The organism is Pseudomonas oryzihabitans, assembly GCF_032027545.1.
Lineage (GTDB): Bacteria > Pseudomonadota > Gammaproteobacteria > Pseudomonadales > Pseudomonadaceae > Chryseomonas > Chryseomonas oryzihabitans_F.
In genome coordinates this window covers 1-16,334 of the sequence record NZ_JAVSJB010000007.1, presented here as the reverse complement: position 1 = coordinate 16,334, position 16,334 = coordinate 1, and the positions used below count along the sequence as shown (strand labels likewise).

General features: G+C 65.2%; 16 protein-coding genes. 14 read left to right on the top strand and 2 right to left on the bottom strand.

All coding sequences use genetic code 11. The features are described 5' to 3' along the window. The first annotated feature begins 20 nt into the window (after nt 1-20). The 6 genes from minC to RND78_RS13510 all read left to right on the top strand — a co-directional run bounded on the left by minC (nt 21) and on the right by RND78_RS13510 (nt 4,726). On the top strand, nt 21-767 hold the full coding sequence (gene minC / locus RND78_RS13535; RefSeq protein WP_312729443.1) for a septum site-determining protein MinC: 747 nt from the start codon (nt 21-23) through the stop codon (nt 765-767). 134 nt (nt 768-901) lie between these two features. Continuing rightward, nucleotides 902-1,720, top strand: coding sequence for a septum site-determining protein MinD (gene minD / locus RND78_RS13530; protein ID WP_312729442.1), 819 nt, complete (start codon nt 902-904; stop codon nt 1,718-1,720). Further along, nucleotides 1,717-1,971: a cell division topological specificity factor MinE gene (gene minE, locus RND78_RS13525; protein ID WP_059232354.1), complete on the top strand. Its 255-nt coding sequence runs from the start codon at nt 1,717-1,719 to the stop codon at nt 1,969-1,971. Before minD ends, minE begins: the two co-directional genes overlap by 4 nt. A 119-nt stretch (nt 1,972-2,090) precedes the next feature. Next, nucleotides 2,091-2,726 (top strand): RluA family pseudouridine synthase, encoded by a 636-nt coding sequence (locus tag RND78_RS13520; protein ID WP_312729440.1) that lies wholly within the window; start codon nt 2,091-2,093, stop codon nt 2,724-2,726. Between the two features lie 50 nt (nt 2,727-2,776). Next, nucleotides 2,777-3,400: a class I SAM-dependent methyltransferase gene (locus RND78_RS13515; protein ID WP_312729438.1), complete on the top strand. Its 624-nt coding sequence runs from the start codon at nt 2,777-2,779 to the stop codon at nt 3,398-3,400. Nucleotides 3,401-3,436: 36 nt separating this feature from the next. Further along, a complete protein-coding gene (locus RND78_RS13510; protein ID WP_312729437.1) occupies nt 3,437-4,726 on the top strand; it encodes a M18 family aminopeptidase in 1,290 nt (429 codons plus the stop codon). Nucleotides 4,727-4,789: 63 nt separating this feature from the next. Here RND78_RS13510 and RND78_RS13505 read toward each other — a convergent pair whose 3' ends face one another. Then, the gene (locus tag RND78_RS13505; protein ID WP_312729435.1) at nt 4,790-5,497 is read right to left on the bottom strand and encodes a UTRA domain-containing protein; all 708 of its coding nucleotides are present in this window, start codon (nt 5,495-5,497) and stop codon (nt 4,790-4,792) included. 212 nt (nt 5,498-5,709) lie between these two features. Between RND78_RS13505 and RND78_RS13500 the strand changes: the two genes are divergently transcribed. From RND78_RS13500 to RND78_RS13475, 6 genes are read left to right on the top strand one after another with little or no spacing between them, the layout of a single operon-like run. Next, on the top strand, nt 5,710-6,771 hold the full coding sequence (locus RND78_RS13500; protein WP_312729433.1) for an ABC transporter substrate-binding protein: 1,062 nt from the start codon (nt 5,710-5,712) through the stop codon (nt 6,769-6,771). A 4-nt stretch (nt 6,772-6,775) separates the two neighbouring features. Continuing rightward, nucleotides 6,776-7,573, top strand: coding sequence for an alkaline phosphatase family protein (locus RND78_RS13495; RefSeq protein WP_312729431.1), 798 nt, complete (start codon nt 6,776-6,778; stop codon nt 7,571-7,573). Beyond that, on the top strand, nt 7,570-8,403 hold the full coding sequence (locus RND78_RS13490) for an ABC transporter permease subunit (protein WP_312729430.1): 834 nt from the start codon (nt 7,570-7,572) through the stop codon (nt 8,401-8,403). Before RND78_RS13495 ends, RND78_RS13490 begins: the two co-directional genes overlap by 4 nt. Next, nucleotides 8,390-9,175 carry an ABC transporter permease gene (locus RND78_RS13485; RefSeq protein WP_312729428.1) on the top strand — a complete coding sequence of 262 codons (786 nt, stop codon included), beginning with the start codon at nt 8,390-8,392 and terminating at the stop codon, nt 9,173-9,175. Before RND78_RS13490 ends, RND78_RS13485 begins: the two co-directional genes overlap by 14 nt. Then, a complete protein-coding gene (locus RND78_RS13480) occupies nt 9,172-10,161 on the top strand; it encodes an ABC transporter ATP-binding protein (protein ID WP_312729426.1) in 990 nt (329 codons plus the stop codon). Before RND78_RS13485 ends, RND78_RS13480 begins: the two co-directional genes overlap by 4 nt. After that, nucleotides 10,158-10,811 (top strand): HAD family hydrolase, encoded by a 654-nt coding sequence (locus RND78_RS13475; protein WP_312729424.1) that lies wholly within the window; start codon nt 10,158-10,160, stop codon nt 10,809-10,811. Before RND78_RS13480 ends, RND78_RS13475 begins: the two co-directional genes overlap by 4 nt. Nucleotides 10,812-11,140: 329 nt before the next feature. On the opposite strand, the gene RND78_RS13470 is transcribed toward RND78_RS13475, so the two are convergent. Further along, on the bottom strand, nt 11,141-12,103 hold the full coding sequence (locus RND78_RS13470) for an NAD(P)H-quinone oxidoreductase (protein ID WP_312729422.1): 963 nt from the start codon (nt 12,101-12,103) through the stop codon (nt 11,141-11,143). Between the two features lie 243 nt (nt 12,104-12,346). On the opposite strand from RND78_RS13470, the gene RND78_RS13465 reads away from it, so the two are divergent. Then, a complete protein-coding gene (locus RND78_RS13465) occupies nt 12,347-14,428 on the top strand; it encodes a carboxy terminal-processing peptidase (RefSeq protein ID WP_312729421.1) in 2,082 nt (693 codons plus the stop codon). Nucleotides 14,429-14,520: 92 nt separating this feature from the next. After that, nucleotides 14,521-16,266 carry a bifunctional diguanylate cyclase/phosphodiesterase gene (locus RND78_RS13460; protein ID WP_312729420.1) on the top strand — a complete coding sequence of 582 codons (1,746 nt, stop codon included), beginning with the start codon at nt 14,521-14,523 and terminating at the stop codon, nt 16,264-16,266. Nucleotides 16,267-16,334: the final 68 nt, after the last annotated feature.

Here is a 16,334-nt window from a genome sequence, read left to right as displayed (position 1 = left end):
TCCAAGCACAAGTACCCACCATGACCGCAGCCGACCCTTCCGATAGCGACTCCGTCTTCCAGCTCAAGGGCAACATGCTCGCCGTGACCGTCCTGGAGCTTCTCCGCAACGACCTGGGGCGCCTGGACCGGCAACTGACCCAGAAGGTCGCCCAGGCACCGAATTTCTTCCAGGAAACGCCACTGGTGCTGGCCCTGGACAAGCTGGGCGAGGAGGAAGGTCAACTCGACCTCGGCGCCCTCCTCGACCTCTGTCGCCGTCACGGCCTGCGTACCCTCGCCCTGCGCGCCAGTCGCAGCGAGGACCTGGCCGCGGCCAACGAATACGACCTGCCGATCCTGCCCCCCAGTGCCGGCGGCCGCGAACGCCAGATCGAACCGCGCGACCGTGAACCGGCCAAGCCGGTGGACCCGCCCAAGCCGCCGACCCCGACCGTCAACCCGACCAAGATCATCACCGCGCCCGTGCGCGGCGGGGTACAGCTGTACGCTCCCGCAGGCGACCTGGTGGTGCTGGCACCGGTCAGTCCGGGCGCCGAGCTGCTCGCCGATGGCAACATCCATGTCTACGGTCCCATGCGCGGACGTGCTTTGGCCGGCGTCAAAGGTGATACTAAAGCGCGGATCTTCTGCCAGCAGCTGACCGCCGAATTGCTGTCCATCGCCGGCCAGTACAAGGTCGCCGAAGACCTGCGACGTCATCCCCAGTGGGGCAATCCGGTTCAGGTCAGTCTGGTGGGAGATGTGTTGAACATCACCCGCCTTTAACGGATACTTCCGCGAATTTTTCGCACTTGGCGGATGTGCCGCCAACGCTCGAACGAAGCGCGAAAACGCCTGCAATCTCGTCATCGAGGGCGCCGAGTCGCTTCAGTTATTACTTTCGATCAAGGTGAATCAGTTTGGCCAAAGTACTCGTAGTCACCTCCGGCAAGGGCGGCGTCGGCAAGACCACCAGCAGCGCTGCCATCGGTACCGGTCTCGCCCTGCGCGGCCACAGGACCGTCATCGTCGACTTCGACGTCGGTCTGCGGAACCTCGACCTGATCATGGGCTGCGAGCGCCGCGTGGTGTATGACTTCGTCAACGTGATCAACAACGAAGCCACCCTGAGCCAGGCCCTGATCAAGGACAAGCGCCTCGACAACCTGTTCGTGCTGGCCGCCAGCCAGACCCGCGACAAGGACGCCCTGACCCAGGACGGCGTCGAGCGCGTGATCAACGAACTCAAGCAGACCTTCGACTTCATCGTCTGCGACTCCCCCGCCGGTATCGAGAAGGGTGCCCACCTGGCGATGTATTTCGCCGACGAGGCCATCGTCGTCACCAACCCCGAGGTCTCCTCGGTGCGTGACTCCGACCGCATGCTCGGCCTGCTGGCCAGCAAGTCGCGCCGTGCCGAAAAGGGCGAGGAAGCCATCAAGGAACACCTGCTGCTGACCCGCTACAACCCAGAGCGCGTCACCAAGGGCGAGATGCTTGGCGTCGAGGACGTGGAAGAGATCCTGTCCATCCGCCTGCTGGGCGTGATCCCCGAATCCCAGGCCGTGCTGAAGGCGTCGAACCAGGGCATCCCGGTAATTCTCGACGAACAGAGCGACGCCGGTCAGGCCTACAGTGATACCGTGGAGCGACTGCTCGGCAAGGAAGTGGCCTATCGCTTCCTCGACGTGAAGAAGAAAGGCTTCCTGCAACGTCTGTTCGGAGGTGGTAGCGAATGAACATCTTCGACTTCTTTCGTGATCGGAAGAAGCAGAACAGCGCTTCGATAGCCAAAGAACGGCTACAGATCATCGTCGCCCACGAACGCGGTCGCCACGCCCAGCCGGACTACCTGCCGCAGTTGCAGAAGGACCTGCTGGAGGTCATCCGCAAGTACGTGCCGATCGAGCAGGACCAGATCCAGGTGGAACTGGAGAACCAGGGCAGTTGCTCGATCCTGGAACTCAACATCACCCTGCCCGACCGCTGAGGCGAGCGACGCAGGACAGCGGCGGCCCCAGGGCCGCCGTTGGCGTTTAAGGCGTGTCGAATCTGAAGTGCCTTTAGTGCCGGCTATCAAGATTCGACCCAAGGCCCCTTAGGACACCCATGCCCCTCTCCCACATCCGCATCATTCATCAGGACGACGCCCTGCTGGTGGTCGACAAGCCCACCTTGCTACTGTCCGTGCCCGGCCGCGCCGAGGACAACCGTGACTGCCTGGTGACCCGCCTGCAGGAAAACGGCTACCCCGAGGCGCGCATCGTCCATCGACTGGACTGGGAAACCTCCGGCGTCATCGTGCTGGCACGGGATGCCGACAGCCATCGCGAGCTGTCACGGCAATTCCATGACCGCGAAACCGAGAAGGCCTACACCGCGCTCTGCTGGGGCGAGCCGGAAGCCAATAGCGGCCGGATCGAGTTGCCGTTGCGCTACGACCCACCGACCAAGCCGCGCCACGTGGTGGACCACGAACTGGGTCGCCACGCCCTGACCTTCTGGCAGGTACTGGAGCGTCACGGCCGCTACAGCAGGGTGGAGCTCACGCCCATCACTGGTCGCTCCCATCAGTTGCGGGTGCACATGCTGAGCATCGGCCATCCGCTGCTAGGCGATCAGCTCTATGCCCAGGGCGAGGCCCTGGCCGCCCATTCGCGCCTGTGCCTGCACGCCAGTCTGCTGGCGCTAACCCATCCCATTACTGGCGAACGGCTGAGATTCACCAGCCCGGCGCCCTTCTGATCCCTGACTGGACGCCCGTCTGCCGGCGCCACTATACCAGGAGCAGGCCTATGTCGGACTGGACAGCCTACTACGCAGCCACGGCGGCCGGCGGTCCCCGCGATACCCTGCTGCGTGCCCTGGAGCTCTGGTCGGAGCCACCGGGAGCCGCCCTGGACCTGGGCTGCGGTACCGGGCGCGATACCCTGGCGTTGCTGGAGCGTGGCTGGCAGGTGCTGGCCACGGACGCCGAAGACGAGGCGCTGCGCGAACTGCGCCAGCGCGTGCCAGCTGCCCTGGGCACCCGGCTGCACACCTGTCAGGCCCGCTTCGAGACGCTGGTGCTGGAGCGCCACGACCTGGTCAATGCCAGTTTCTCCCTGCCCTTCTGCTCACCCGAACACTTTCCCGCCCTCTGGGCGCGGATCACCGCCGCGACTCGCCTGGGCGGCCTGTTCTGTGGCCAGCTCCTCGGCACGCGGGACAGCTGGGCCGGCCGCGGCGTGACTGTCGTGGATCCTACCGAACTGGCGGAACTGCTGTGCGACTGGGAAGTACTGCACCACCGCGAAGAAGAAGAGGAAGGCCACACCGCCGTCGGCAAGCCTAAGCACTGGCACATCCATCATCTGGTGTTGCGGCGGCCTGCAAGGCTTAGCCAGCCGGGCACTACGCTCGACTCACTCGGGCCTTAGAACCTAGACTGGACGCCTTGCCGTCCGGAGTCATCCATGCGTACCGATCAGATCCAAGGCCTCATCGATTTCCTCTCCAGCTCCCCTACCCCTTTCCACGCCACCGCCAGCCTCGCCCGCCGCCTCGAGGCAGCGGGTTACCAGCGCCTGGACGAACGCGAGACCTGGGCAGTGCAGCCGGGGGGCCGCTATTACGTCACCCGCAACGACTCCTCGTTGATCGCCGTACGTCTGGGTGGCAAACCCCTGGAGCGCGGCCTGCGCCTCGTGGGCGCCCACACCGACAGTCCCTGCCTCAAGGTCAAGCCGCAACCCGAGCTCTATCGCCAGGGATTCTGGCAGTTGGGCGTAGAGGTGTACGGCGGCATGCTGATGGCGCCCTGGTTCGATCGTGACCTGTCGCTGGCTGGCCGGGTGACCTTCCGCGCCGAGGGCCGGGTACAGAGCCGGCTCATCGACTTCCGCAAGCCGCTGGCGATCATTCCCAATCTCGCCATCCACCTCAACCGCGAGGCGAACCAGGGCTGGGCCATCAACGCCCAGAACGAGCTACCGCCGATCCTGGCGCAACTGCCTGCGGGCGAGCGCCGTGACTTGCGCGCGCTGTTGGCGGCCCGCCTGCAGCAGGAACACGGCATCGGCGCCGCCGAGGTACTGGACTTCGAGCTGAGCTTGTACGACGTGCAACCAGCCGCCTTGGTCGGCCTGGACGACGACTTCATCGCCGCCGCCCGCCTGGACAACCTGCTGTCCTGCCATGCCGGCCTGGAAGCCCTGCTGGCGAGCGAGGGCGACGAGAACGCCGTGCTGGTCTGCACCGATCACGAGGAAGTGGGCTCCACCTCCTGCTGCGGCGCCGACGGCCCCTTCCTCGAGCAGGTGCTGCAACGGCTGTTGCCCGCTGGCGATGCCTACAGCCGCACCCTGCAACGCTCCCTGCTGATCTCGGCCGACAACGCCCATGGCGTGCATCCCAACTACGCCGAGAAGCACGACGGCAATCACGGACCGCGGCTGAACGCCGGGCCGGTGATCAAGGTGAACGCCAACCAGCGCTACGCCACCAACAGCGAGACCGCCGCCTTCTTCCGCGATCTCTGCCAGCGCGAAGAGGTTCCGGTGCAGAGTTTCGTGGTGCGCAGCGACATGGCCTGCGGCTCCACCATCGGCCCCATCACCGCCGGCCAGCTGGGCGTGCGCACCGTGGACATCGGCCTGCCCACCTTCGCCATGCACTCCATCCGCGAATTGGCCGGCAGCCGCGACCTGGGCTACCTGATCAAGGTACTGACCGCCTTCTACGCCAGCTCCGAACTACCACTCTGAGTGCCAGGGCTTGCCTGAAAAAATCGCCGACCGAGCGTAGACACTTTTCAGGCAAAGCCCCGGCTAGTCCGGCACCTCGACCCTCACCTGGATGGCGTCGTGCCGCCAGAACTCCAGGTCGCAGTCGATCAGTCGCCCCTGCTGGTCGTGGTTGATGCGGGTGATGTGCAGCGCCGGACTGCCCGGCGCCACCCGTAGTGCCTGGGCCGCCTCCGGCAGCAATGCCGTGGGCAGGATCTCGAAACGCACCTCGCCGTAGCGGATGTCGTAGCGGTCCCGATAGAGTTCGGTGAGGGAACGTTGCAGGTCGCGCTCCAGCAGACCGGGAAAGTAAGCCGCGTTAAGGTAGTGCTCGACATAGAGCACCAGCCGGCCATCCACGCGTCGCACCCGCCGGATCTGGTAGACGCTGGACAGCGCCGGCAACTCCAGCAGGCGACAGACCTCCGCGGACGCCAGCATCTGCCGCGCCGCCAATACCTCGGTTGCCGGTACCCGCCCCTGGGCCTCCACCATGGCATGGAAATGGGTCCGCGCCAGGGGGTTGTAGGCCAGCCGCGGCGGGGCGACGAACCAGCCACGCCGCTCTTCACGATAGATCAGCCCCAAGGCCTCCAGCTGCAGCAAAGCCTCGCGCAAGGTGATGCGCGTGGTGGCGAAGAGTTCGCTCAGCTGGCGTTCGGACGGCAACTTGCCCATGGCTGGCAGCAGCCCGTGGGCGATCTGCTCTCGCAGCGCCTGACGAATCGCGCCCGCGCCAGACGCACTCATTTGGACTAGACCAGTTTCGGATTGGTGCACCCGCGGCTCCTCGACTAGGGTTTCGCTTGAGACTAAGACGGCCAGATGACCGTCAGGTGACGGTTGCAGACCCCGTGCCAGCGGCAAAAGCGGGCGGAGTGCCATCAAATCGTCACACCTGACTCCTAAATTGGCCTGTGTCTTGCTGACCTAGACCAAGCCCTCGAACCTGGAGCACCCGTATGACCCGTCTGCTTGCTTCCTTGTTGGCCACCGCCGTTGCGGTACAGGCCGGTACCGCCTTCGCCGCTACCGTCGATCTCAAAGCCCTCGAAGACGCCGCCCGCAAGGAAGGCGAGGTGAACAGCGTCGGCATGCCCGACACCTGGGCAAACTGGAAAGGGACCTGGGACGATCTGGCCAAGAAGTATGGCCTCAAGCACCAGGACACCGACATGAGCTCCGCTCAGGAGATCGCCAAGTTCGCCGCCGAGGGCGAGAATGCCTCGGCCGACATCGGTGACGTCGGTGCTTCCTTCGGCCCCATCGCCGTCCAGAAGGGTGTCACCCAACCCTACAAACCCAGCACCTGGGAGCAGATCCCCGCCTGGGCCAAGGACAGCGACGGTCACTGGGCGCTGGCTTACACCGGCACCATCGCCTTCATCGTCAACAAGCAGACCGTCAAGGACGTGCCCCACTCCTGGGCCGACTTGCTCAAGGGTAACTACAAGGTCACCATCGGCGACGTCAGCGCCGCCTCCCAGGCAGTCAGCGGCGTGCTGGCGGCGGCCTACGCCAATGGTGGCGACGAGAAGAACATCAAGCCGGCGCTGGACTTCTTCGCCAAGCTGGCCAAGCAGGGCCGCCTGTCCTTCACCAACCCGGTGGTGGCCAACATCGAGAAGGGTGAGGTGGAAGTTGGTGTGGTCTGGGACTTCAACGCCCTGAACTATCGCGATCAGATCGACCGTTCGCGTTTCGAGGTGCTGATCCCGGCCGATGGCTCGGTGACCTCCGGCTACACCACCATCATCAACAAGTACGCCAAGCACCCCAACGCCGCCAAGCTGACGCGTGAGTACATCTTCTCCGACGCCGGCCAGATCAACCTGGCCCAGGGTTACGCGCGGCCGATCCGTGCCGAGCACCTGACCCTGCCGGCGGATGTCCAGGCCAAGCTACTGCCCCAGGCTCAGTATGCCAAGGCGCGGCCCATCGCCGATGCCAAGGCCTGGGAAGAGACCTCCAAGCGCCTGCCGCGCCTCTGGCAGGAACACGTTCTGATCAACATGCAGCAGTGACGTCATGAAGGTCATCCTGGTCGTGCTGGACGGACTCGCCCTGAGAGTCGCCGAACACGGACTCGGCTTCCTCCAGGCGCTCTGCCTGGCCGGCCGGGGTCGCCTCTATCGGCTGGAATGCGAGTTGCCCTCGCTCTCCCGCCCGCTCTACGAATGCCTGCTCACCGGCGTACCGCCGGTGCGCAGCGGCATCGTCCACAATGGGGTGGATCGGCTGTCCAACCAGACCAGCCTGTTCCACCTGGCCCAGGCCGCCGGCCTCACCACGGCGGCAGCCGCCTATCACTGGGTCAGCGAACTCTACAACCGCACCCCCTTCGATCGGGCGCGGGACAGGCACGTCAGCGACACCCACCTGCCCATCCAGCACGGCCACTTCTACTACGCCGACCACTATCCGGATTCCCATCTGTTCGACGATGCCGAGCACCTGCGCCTGGCCCACGATCCGGATATCCTGCTGGTGCATCCGATGAACATCGACGACGCCGGTCACCAGCACGGCCTCTCCAGCACCGAATACCGCAATGCCGCGCGCCGCGCCGACGGCCTGCTCTCCCACTACCTGCCGACCTGGCTGGACGCCGGCTACCAGGTGCTGGTGACCGCAGACCACGGCATGAACGACGACCGCAGTCACGGCGGAACGCTGGCGGAGGAGCGCGAAGTACCTCTGTTCGTCTTCGGCGACGGCTTCTCCCTTGGCGACGCCACCCCGGCTCAGGTGGATATCTGCGGCACCGTCTGCACGCTGCTGGGCCTCGCCCACGACAAGCCCCTGTGCCGGGAGCTGCTGGCATGAAGCGCCCCTGGCTCGCCCTTCTGCTGATCCTGCCCTTCCTGCTGGTGTTCGGCGCCTTCCAGCTGGCGCCCCTGGCCTGGATCGCCTTCAATAGCTTCAACTCCAGCGAAAGCGGCTGGGGCCTGGGCAACTACGGTGAGATCCTCGGCTCGCCCTTCTACCTGCAAGCCATCCGCTTTTCCCTGGAGATCTCGCTCTGGTCCAGCGTCTGCGGCCTGCTGATCGCCCTGGTCGGTGCCTATTCGTTGACCCGAGTGGGCTCGCGGCTGCGCGGCTTCGTGGTGGCCTTCACCAACATGACCAGCAACTTCGCCGGGGTGCCGCTGGCCTTCGCCTTCATCATCCTGCTGGGCATCAACGGCTGCCTGACGCTGGCCCTCAAGCAACTCGGCGTGATCGAGGGCTTCAATCTCTACACCAAGGGCGGCCTGATCCTCATCTACACCTACTTCCAGATTCCCCTGGGCGTCCTGCTGCTGTTCCCGGCCTTCGAGGCCTTGAAGCAGGACTGGCGCGACGCCGCCGCCTTGCTCGGCGCCGGGACCTGGCAGTACTGGCGACACATCGGCCTGCCGGTGCTCAGCCCGGCGCTGGTCGGCACCTTCATCATCCTGCTGGCCAACGCCCTCGGCGCCTACGCCACGGTCTATGCGCTGACCACCGGCAACTTCAACGTGGTACCGGTGCGCATCGCCGCCCTGGTCTCCGGCGACATCTACCTGGAACCCAACCTGGCCGCGGCGCTGGCCATGCTGCTGGTGGCCTTCATGACCCTGATCACTCTCGTCCATCAATGGCTGCTGCGCCGGAGCCGTCATGTCCAGAACTGAGCGCCTCTATCATCGGACAGTGGTCTGGCTGTTGTTCCTGATCCTGGTCGCGCCCTTGGCCGCTACCCTGGTCTATTCCCTGGCCACCCAGTGGTCGGCGACCCTGCTGCCAGCGGGCTTCACCTTCAAGTGGTACCTGCAGCTCTGGAGCGATCCGCGCTTCCTCGCCGCCTTCGGCCGCTCCCTGGCGATCTGCTTCGGCGCCCTGGTGCTGTCCTGCGTGCTGATCCTGCCGGCCATGTTCGCCATCGCCTACCACTTCCCGCGGCTGGACGCCCTGATGAACGTACTGATCCTGCTGCCCTTCGCCGTCCCGCCGGTGGTCTCGGCGGTGGGCCTGCTACAGCTCTATGCGAGCGGTCCGCTACCTCTCACCGGCACGCCCTGGATCCTGGTGTTCTGCTACTTCACCATCGCCCTGCCCTTCATGTACCGCGCCATCAGCAACAACCTCCAGGCACTCAACCTGCGTGACCTGATGGACGCCGCCCACCTGCTCGGTGCCAGCTCCTGGCGCGCCGCCCTGCTGGTGGTGCTGCCCAACCTGCGTACCGGCCTGATGGTGGCGCTGTTCCTGTCGTTCTCCTTCCTCATCGGCGAGTTCGTCTTCGCCAACCTGCTGGTGGGCACTCGCTACGAGACGCTGCAGATCTACCTCTACAACCTGCGCAACGGCAGCGGTCACCTGACCAGCGCCCTGGTGATCTCCTACTTCCTCGCGGTCCTGCTGATGACCTGGATCGCCAATCGCCTGAATCGGGAGCGGACATGAGCTATCTGGCGGTCAAGGGACTGCACAAGCGCTACGGCGCCAACACACTGTTCACCGACATCGAATTCCATGCCGAACAAGGCGAGCTGGTCACCCTGCTCGGCCCCTCCGGCTGCGGCAAGTCCACCTTGCTGCGTTGCCTGGCCGGCCTTACCGAGGTCGACCGCGGCACCATCGTGCTGGCGGGTCAGGACATCACCCAGCTGCCGCCCCAGCGCCGCGGTATCGCCATGGTGTTCCAGAGCTACGCGCTGTTTCCCAACATGACCGTGGCGCAGAACGTCGCCTTCGGCTTGCGCATGCAGCGGCTGGCACAGGACGAAGTCCGCCGGCGGGTGAGCGAGGCCCTGACGCTGGTGGAGCTGGAAGGCTTCGCCGAGCGCTATCCGCACCAGCTCTCCGGCGGCCAGTGCCAGCGCGTGGCCCTGGCACGCTCGCTGATCGTGCGGCCGCGCCTGCTATTGCTGGACGAACCCCTCTCGGCCTTGGACGCCCGGATCCGCCGCCACCTGCGCGAGCAGATCCGCGCCATCCAGCAGGAGCTGGGGCTGACCACGGTGTTCGTCACCCACGACCAGGAAGAGGCCCTGACCCTGTCCGATCGCATCGTGTTGATGCGAGAGGGCCGCATCGTCCAGAGCGGCGATGCCGAGACCCTTTACACCGCCCCGGTGGACGCCTTCGCCGCCGGCTTCATCGGCAACTACAACCTGCTCAGCGCCGACCAGGCCAGCCGCCTGTTCGGCCAGACCTTCCAGCGCCAGGTGGCGATTCGTCCCGAAGCCATTCGCCTGGGCGGCGCAGGTAGCATCGCCGGACGCATCGTCAGCCACAGCCTGCTGGGCAACGTGATCCGCTACCGGATCGCCACCGAAGCCTGCGAACTCAATGTCGACGTTCTCAACCACGGCCCGACGGCCTTGCAGCCGAACGGCACAGCCGTCACCCTGGCCGTCGATTCCGACAGCCTGAGAGAAGTGGCATGACCCTGGCGATTTTCGATCTCGACGAAACCCTCATCGATGGTGACTGCTCCAGCCTCTGGAGCCGGCAGATGGGCGTGCTCGGTTGGGTCGATCGCGAAGCCTTCGTGCAGCGCGACACCGAGCTGATGGCGGCCTACGCCCAAGGCGAACTGGCCATGGAAGACTACATGGCCTTCCATCTCGAACCCCTGGTGGGCCGCACGCCCGAGGAAGTGGACTTCGAGGTCGGCCCCTGGGTCGAGGAGGTCATCGAACCACTGATCTTCAGCGATGCCATGAAGTGCATCGCCGCCCACCGCGCTGCGGGTGACCGGGTGATCATCGTCTCGGCCTCCGGGGTGCACCTGGTGGAGCCGATCGCTGAGCGGCTGGGGGTGGAAGAGGTGCTGGCCATCGACCTGCAGGTCAGCCATGGCGTCTACAGTGGCCAGGTGGAAGGCGTGATGACCTTCCGCGAAGGCAAGCTGACCCGTCTGCTGGAATGGCTCGGCGGCGACCGCAGTCTGTTGGCAACCGCCAGCTTCTACTCCGACTCGCGCAACGACCTGCCGCTGCTCGAAGCCGTGGGCAAGCCGCACGTGGTGAATCCGGACCCGGTGCTGCGGGAACGCGCCACCGCCGCCGGCTGGCCGATCCTCAACTGGCGGTAGCGTCAGTCTCATACGCATCGCGGCCGTGGGCCGCTCCTACGGGACGAATCGGTACCTGTAGGAGCGGCCCATGGCCGCGATAGGACATCTGCCGGTCTGCCAGTAACGTGCCTCTACGCAGGTGAATCGCGGCCATGGGCCGCTCCTACAGACCGTAGTGTGGAAAACGGCGCAGCCTTTTCCATGAGGAGTTCGCCACTGGTGTTCCCTCACCCCAGCCCTCTCCCGGAGGGAGAGGGGGCACTTCGAGCGGATGTTCGTCTTCGGTGGCTCAGGCGATACTCCTACAGCCGAACGGTCAGGGGCGCAGCCGGTTCAGGCGAAAGGGATCACGCCAACCCCTCATCCAGCACCAACACCACCTTGCCGTTCACCTCGTTGCTTTCCAGGGCGGCGAAGGCGGCCTCGGCATTCTGCGCGGAGAAGCGCCGCTCGAGGTTGACGCTCAGTTGGCCCTTGGCGAACAGCGGCCAGACCTGCTCTTCCAGCGCCAGCATGGTCTTGGCCTTGAACTCCACCGAGCGATTGCGCAGCGTGGAGCCGATGAGGCGGATACGCTTGCCGAGGACCTTGGCCAGATCCAGCTCGGCCTCGCGGCCACCCATGAGGCCGATCAGCACCCAGCGCCCGTCCTGGCCCAGCAGGTCCAGGTTGAGCGGGGCATAGCCGGCGCCGACCGGATCGAGGATGACATTGAAGGGCGCGAAGTCGCGCAGGCCTTCCAGGTCGGTCTTGCGTAGCACCCCGCCCTCGGCGCCGAGCCGCTCGCAATGGGCCAGGCGCTCCTGGGAGCCGACGCTGACCCAGCACGGATTGCCGAAGGCCTTGCACAGCTGGATGGCCGCCGAGCCCACGCCACTGGCGCCGGCGTGCAGCAACACCTTCTCGCCCGGCTGCAGCGCGGCCAGGTCGAACAGATTGCTCCAGGCGGTGGCCCACACCTCGGGCAGCGCCGCTGCCTCGATCAGCGAAAGCCCCGCCGGCACGGCCGCGGCCTGGCGACCATCGACCACCACTTCGCTGGCCATGCCACCCCCGGCGAGCAGCGCACAGACGCGGTCACCCACCTGCCAACGCGAGTCGGCGGTGGTCTCGCTGACCACCCCGGCGCACTCCAGTCCCAATGTGGCGGGCGCACCTGGCGGCGGCGGATAGTTGCCCGCCAATTGCAGCAGGTCGGCGCGGTTCAGGCCCGCTGCCGCCACCTTGATGCGAATTTCCCCAGGCGCCAGCGCGCGGGCGCTCAATGCCTGCCATTCCAGTTGCCCTTCGATACCTTGCAATGCGTTCACGGTGCCTCCATAGTGGCCCAGGCTTTGACGAAAAGCGCCTGCGCCGGCGGGTTCTGCGGGAGTCGAGCGGACCGGAAGACGCGGTGCTGTCACAGCCGTCGCTTCCCATCGCTCTCACCCTTCAGACCTCAGACCATCGCCAGACGACTTTCGTCAGCGCCCGTCATACTTCCCAGGCCGTGGAACCGCCCGACCCGGGAACGGCCTATAGCCTATTCCTTTCCGTGCATTAGTCGAATACACATGAAGCAGCTCTTGTCCCGTACCGCCCTCGTTGTCCTGCTTGGCGTCAGCGCGACGCCCCTCTTCGCCAAGCCCAACTCACCGGTTAGCGTCGACAAGCTGCAACCCGACCGCGACCAGGTCATCGCCAGCCTCAACATCGTCGAGCTGCTCAAGCGCCACCATTACAGCAAGCCGCCGCTCAACGATGCCCAGTCGATCAAGATCTACGACAGCTATCTGAAGATGCTCGATCCCGGCCGGCTGTATTTCAACGCCGCCGACATTCGCGAATTCGATGCCTCGCGCACCCGCTTCGACGACTACCTCAGGCAGGGCAATCTCGAACCGGGCTTCGCCATCTATCGCCGTTATGCCCAGCGCATGACCGAGCGCCTCAATTATGGCCTGGGGCTGCTCAACGCCGGCATCGGCAAGCTCGACTTCACCGTCGACGAGTCCTTCGACACCAACCGCGAGAAGGCCGCGTGGCCAGCCGATACCGCGGCACTGGACGACCTTTGGCATCGCAAGCTCAAGGACGAGGTGCTGCGCCTGCGCCTATCCGGCAAGACCGACCAGCAAATCCAGCAACAGCTGACCAAGCGCTACAAGAACCAGCTGGCGCGGCTCAACCAGACCCGCAGCGAAGACGTCTTCCAGGCTTATATCAACGCCTTCGCCGAGTCCTACGACCCGCACACCCAGTACCTCTCGCCGGAAAGCGCCGAGAACTTCGACATCAACATGAGCCTGTCGCTGGAAGGCATCGGCGCGGTGCTGCAGAACGACAACGACTACGTGCAGATCCTGCGCCTGGTGCCGGCCGGCCCGGCGGACAAGTCCAAGCAGATTGCCCCGGCGGACAAGATCGTCGGTGTCGCCCAGGGCGATGGCGAGATGGTCGACGTCATCGGCTGGCGTCTGGACGAAGTGGTCAAGCTGATCCGCGGACCCAAGGGTTCCAAGGTGCGCCTGGAGATCATCCCGGCGAGCAATGCGCCGAACGACCAGAAGACCAAGATCGTCACCATCACTCGCGAAGCGGTGAAGCTCGAAGAGCAGGCCGCGCAGAAGCACGTGATCGACGTGCCCCACGAAGGCAAGCACTACAAGCTCGGCGTGATCGACGTGCCGGCCTTCTACCTGGACTTCAAGGCCTATCGCGCCGGCGATCCGAACTACAAGAGCACCACGCGCGACGTGAAGAAGCTCATCGGCGAGCTGCAGAAGGAAAAGGTCGATGGCATCGTCCTGGACCTGCGCAACAATGGCGGCGGCTCGCTGCAGGAAGCTACCGAACTGACCGGCCTGTTCATCGATCAGGGCCCCACCGTGCTGGTGCGCAATGGCGACGGCAAGGTCGAGGTGCTGGCCGACGACGAAGGCGGTGCCTTCTACACGGGTCCCCTGACCGTCCTGGTCAATCGCCTGTCCGCCTCGGCGTCGGAGATCTTCGCCGGTGCCATGCAGGACTATCACCGAGCCTTGATCGTCGGTGGCCAGACCTTCGGCAAGGGCACCGTGCAGACCATCCAGCCGCTGAATCACGGTGAACTCAAGCTGACCATCGCCAAGTTCTACCGCGTCTCCGGCCAGAGTACCCAGCACCAAGGCGTATTGCCGGACATCGACTATCCGGCGGTGGTGGACACCAAGCAGATCGGCGAGAGCGCCCTGCCCGACTCCATGCCCTGGGACACCATCGCCCCAGCCGTGACCGGGCTGAGCAATCCCTTCGCCGCCTATCTGCCGGAACTGGTCAAGCGCCACGACGTGCGGGTGCAGAAGGACCCCGACTTCATCTTCGCCCGTGAGCGGCTGAAGCTGGCCCAGGAGCTGGCGGCGGACACCACCGTCAGCCTCAACGAGCAGAAGCGTCGCGCCGAGCAGACCGCCCTGGACAGTCGCCAGCTGGCGATGGAGAACCAGCGCCGTCAGGCCAAGGGCGAGGCACCGCTCAAGGAGCTGAAGAAGATCGACGAGGACAACCCCGCGGTCGATGACGACAAGACCAAGCCGCAGGACGACGCCTACCTCATGGAGTCGGGTCATGTACTGCTGGACTACCTCGACCTCAGCCAGACCCCGCCCAAGCGCTGACATCAAAATGTAATATCTCTGTCGTGAAATGCCCGGGGGCCGCCATAAGTGGCCCCCGGGCATTTTCGTTTTCGCGTTCTGACAGGCTGACCATGACACTGAACGACCAGGCTGGGGTGTTGGATCGCATTCTCGCCAACCGGGAGCTGCATTCGCTCTTTCAACCCATAGTGTCCCTGAGCGAAAGACGCATCCTCGGTTACGAGGCCTTGATTCGTGGCGCCTCCAATACGCCGCTGCACTCACCGCTGCCGCTCTATGCCACCGCGCGCCAGGCCGGTCGTCTCTCCGAGCTGGAAATCGCCGCTCGCCAGCAGTCCTGCCAGAGCTTTCGCGAGCTGGCGCTGGACGGCCTGCTGTTCCTCAATGTCTGCCCGGAAACCCTGCTCGAGCCCGCCCACCAGTCGGGCCAGACGCTCAAGCTGCTGCAACGCCTGGGCCTGTCTCCGGCCCAGGTGGTGATCGAACTCACCGAGCAGTCACCCATCGACGACTTCGCCCTGCTGGCCACCGCCCTGCATCACTATCGCGCCATGGGCTTCTCCATCGCCCTCGACGACCTGGGCGCCGGCTACTCCAGCCTGCGAAGCTGGTCGGAGCTGCGCCCGGACTTCGTCAAGATCGACCGCCACTTCATCGAGTCCATCCATCGCGACAAGGTGAAACGCGAATTCGTCGGTTCCATCCTGAAGATGGCGGAGGCCTCCCGCGCCCAGGTGATCGCCGAGGGCATCGAGACCCACGAAGAGCTGTCCACCCTGGCGAGCATGGGCGTCGACCTGGTGCAGGGTTACCTGCTGGGCCGGCCGACGGCGGCGCCGCCCCGGGAAATCCAGACCCTGCTGCCGATGATAGCCACGCGCAGTTCCGACCTCGCCGAGGAATCCACTACGGTGGCCAGCCTGAGGGTCGAGCAGGTGGCGGTGGGCCAGGAGATGCTGATTCCCGATGTGCTGGAACGCTTCCGCCTGCAGCCCAGCCTCAACACCCTGGCGGTGGTGGACGAAGACGACCGTCCGGTAGGAATCGTCCATCACCATGAACTGAGTTCGGCGCTGCTCAAGCCTTTCGCCCACGAGGTGTTCGCCCGCAAGCCCATCGCCCGGCTGATGAACCAGGACTTCCTGGCCACCGAGAGCAACCAGTCGCTGCAGCAGGTCAGTCGCCTGCTCACCGCCCGTGCCCGGCAGCGGATCGAAGAAGATTTCATCATCACCGAGAGCGGCCGCTACGTAGGTGTCGGTCGAGTGATGGACGTGCTGCGGCTGATCACCGAGCAGCGCATCCAGCAGGCCAAGCACGCCAACCCCCTCACCCAGCTGCCCGGTAACGTGCCTATCCAGCAATGCCTGACGCGGCTACTCGAGCAGCAACGCGAAGCGGTGGTGTGCTACGTCGACATCGATGGCTTCAAGCCCTTCAACGACCTCTATGGCTACGCCAAGGGCGACGAGGTACTGCTCTGCCTGGCGCAGACCCTGGCGGAGCGACTCGACCCGCAGCAGGACTTCGTCGGCCATATCGGCGGCGATGACTTCCTGGTGGTCCTGGGCTCGGCGGACTGGCGCCGCCGACTGAACGGCCTGATGGCGGCCTTCCAGGAACGCTGCCGGCACTTCTATCGCAGCGAACACCTGGAAGCCGGCTGCTTCCTGGCCTACGACCGTGACGGGCGCCGGCGGGAATATCCACTGCTGTCGCTGTCCCTCGGCGTGGTGGAGCTGGACAAGGATGCCGGCAAACGGGTGGATGCCAGCGGCCTGGCAGGTCTCGCCTCCGAAGCCAAGCGCAATGCCAAGGCGATCCCCGGCTACAGCCTGCACCTGATGCGTGCCTGAGAGCTTGCTCGAAGGCTATTACGCATCGGCCAAATGGCGTGAAAGCTTACGGGAGGCTGCAGGTCCGA

What these genes read in the sequence shown, in the direction of transcription:
- minC (WP_312729443.1), top strand. Translation starts at nt 21, where the DNA reads ATGACCGCAGCCGACCCTTCCGATAGCGACTCCGTCTTCCAGCTCAAG.
- RND78_RS13500 (WP_312729433.1), top strand. Translation starts at nt 5,710, where the DNA reads ATGACCCGTCTGCTTGCTTCCTTGTTGGCCACCGCCGTTGCGGTACAG.
- RND78_RS13465 (WP_312729421.1), top strand. Translation starts at nt 12,347, where the DNA reads ATGAAGCAGCTCTTGTCCCGTACCGCCCTCGTTGTCCTGCTTGGCGTC.
- RND78_RS13475 (WP_312729424.1), top strand. Translation starts at nt 10,158, where the DNA reads ATGACCCTGGCGATTTTCGATCTCGACGAAACCCTCATCGATGGTGAC.
- RND78_RS13510 (WP_312729437.1), top strand. Translation starts at nt 3,437, where the DNA reads ATGCGTACCGATCAGATCCAAGGCCTCATCGATTTCCTCTCCAGCTCC.
- RND78_RS13495 (WP_312729431.1), top strand. Translation starts at nt 6,776, where the DNA reads ATGAAGGTCATCCTGGTCGTGCTGGACGGACTCGCCCTGAGAGTCGCC.
- RND78_RS13480 (WP_312729426.1), top strand. Translation starts at nt 9,172, where the DNA reads ATGAGCTATCTGGCGGTCAAGGGACTGCACAAGCGCTACGGCGCCAAC.
- RND78_RS13460 (WP_312729420.1), top strand. Translation starts at nt 14,521, where the DNA reads ATGACACTGAACGACCAGGCTGGGGTGTTGGATCGCATTCTCGCCAAC.
- RND78_RS13505 (WP_312729435.1), bottom strand. Translation starts at nt 5,497, where the DNA reads ATGAGTGCGTCTGGCGCGGGCGCGATTCGTCAGGCGCTGCGAGAGCAG.
- minE (WP_059232354.1), top strand. Translation starts at nt 1,717, where the DNA reads ATGAACATCTTCGACTTCTTTCGTGATCGGAAGAAGCAGAACAGCGCT.
- RND78_RS13520 (WP_312729440.1), top strand. Translation starts at nt 2,091, where the DNA reads ATGCCCCTCTCCCACATCCGCATCATTCATCAGGACGACGCCCTGCTG.
- RND78_RS13490 (WP_312729430.1), top strand. Translation starts at nt 7,570, where the DNA reads ATGAAGCGCCCCTGGCTCGCCCTTCTGCTGATCCTGCCCTTCCTGCTG.
- RND78_RS13485 (WP_312729428.1), top strand. Translation starts at nt 8,390, where the DNA reads ATGTCCAGAACTGAGCGCCTCTATCATCGGACAGTGGTCTGGCTGTTG.
- RND78_RS13515 (WP_312729438.1), top strand. Translation starts at nt 2,777, where the DNA reads ATGTCGGACTGGACAGCCTACTACGCAGCCACGGCGGCCGGCGGTCCC.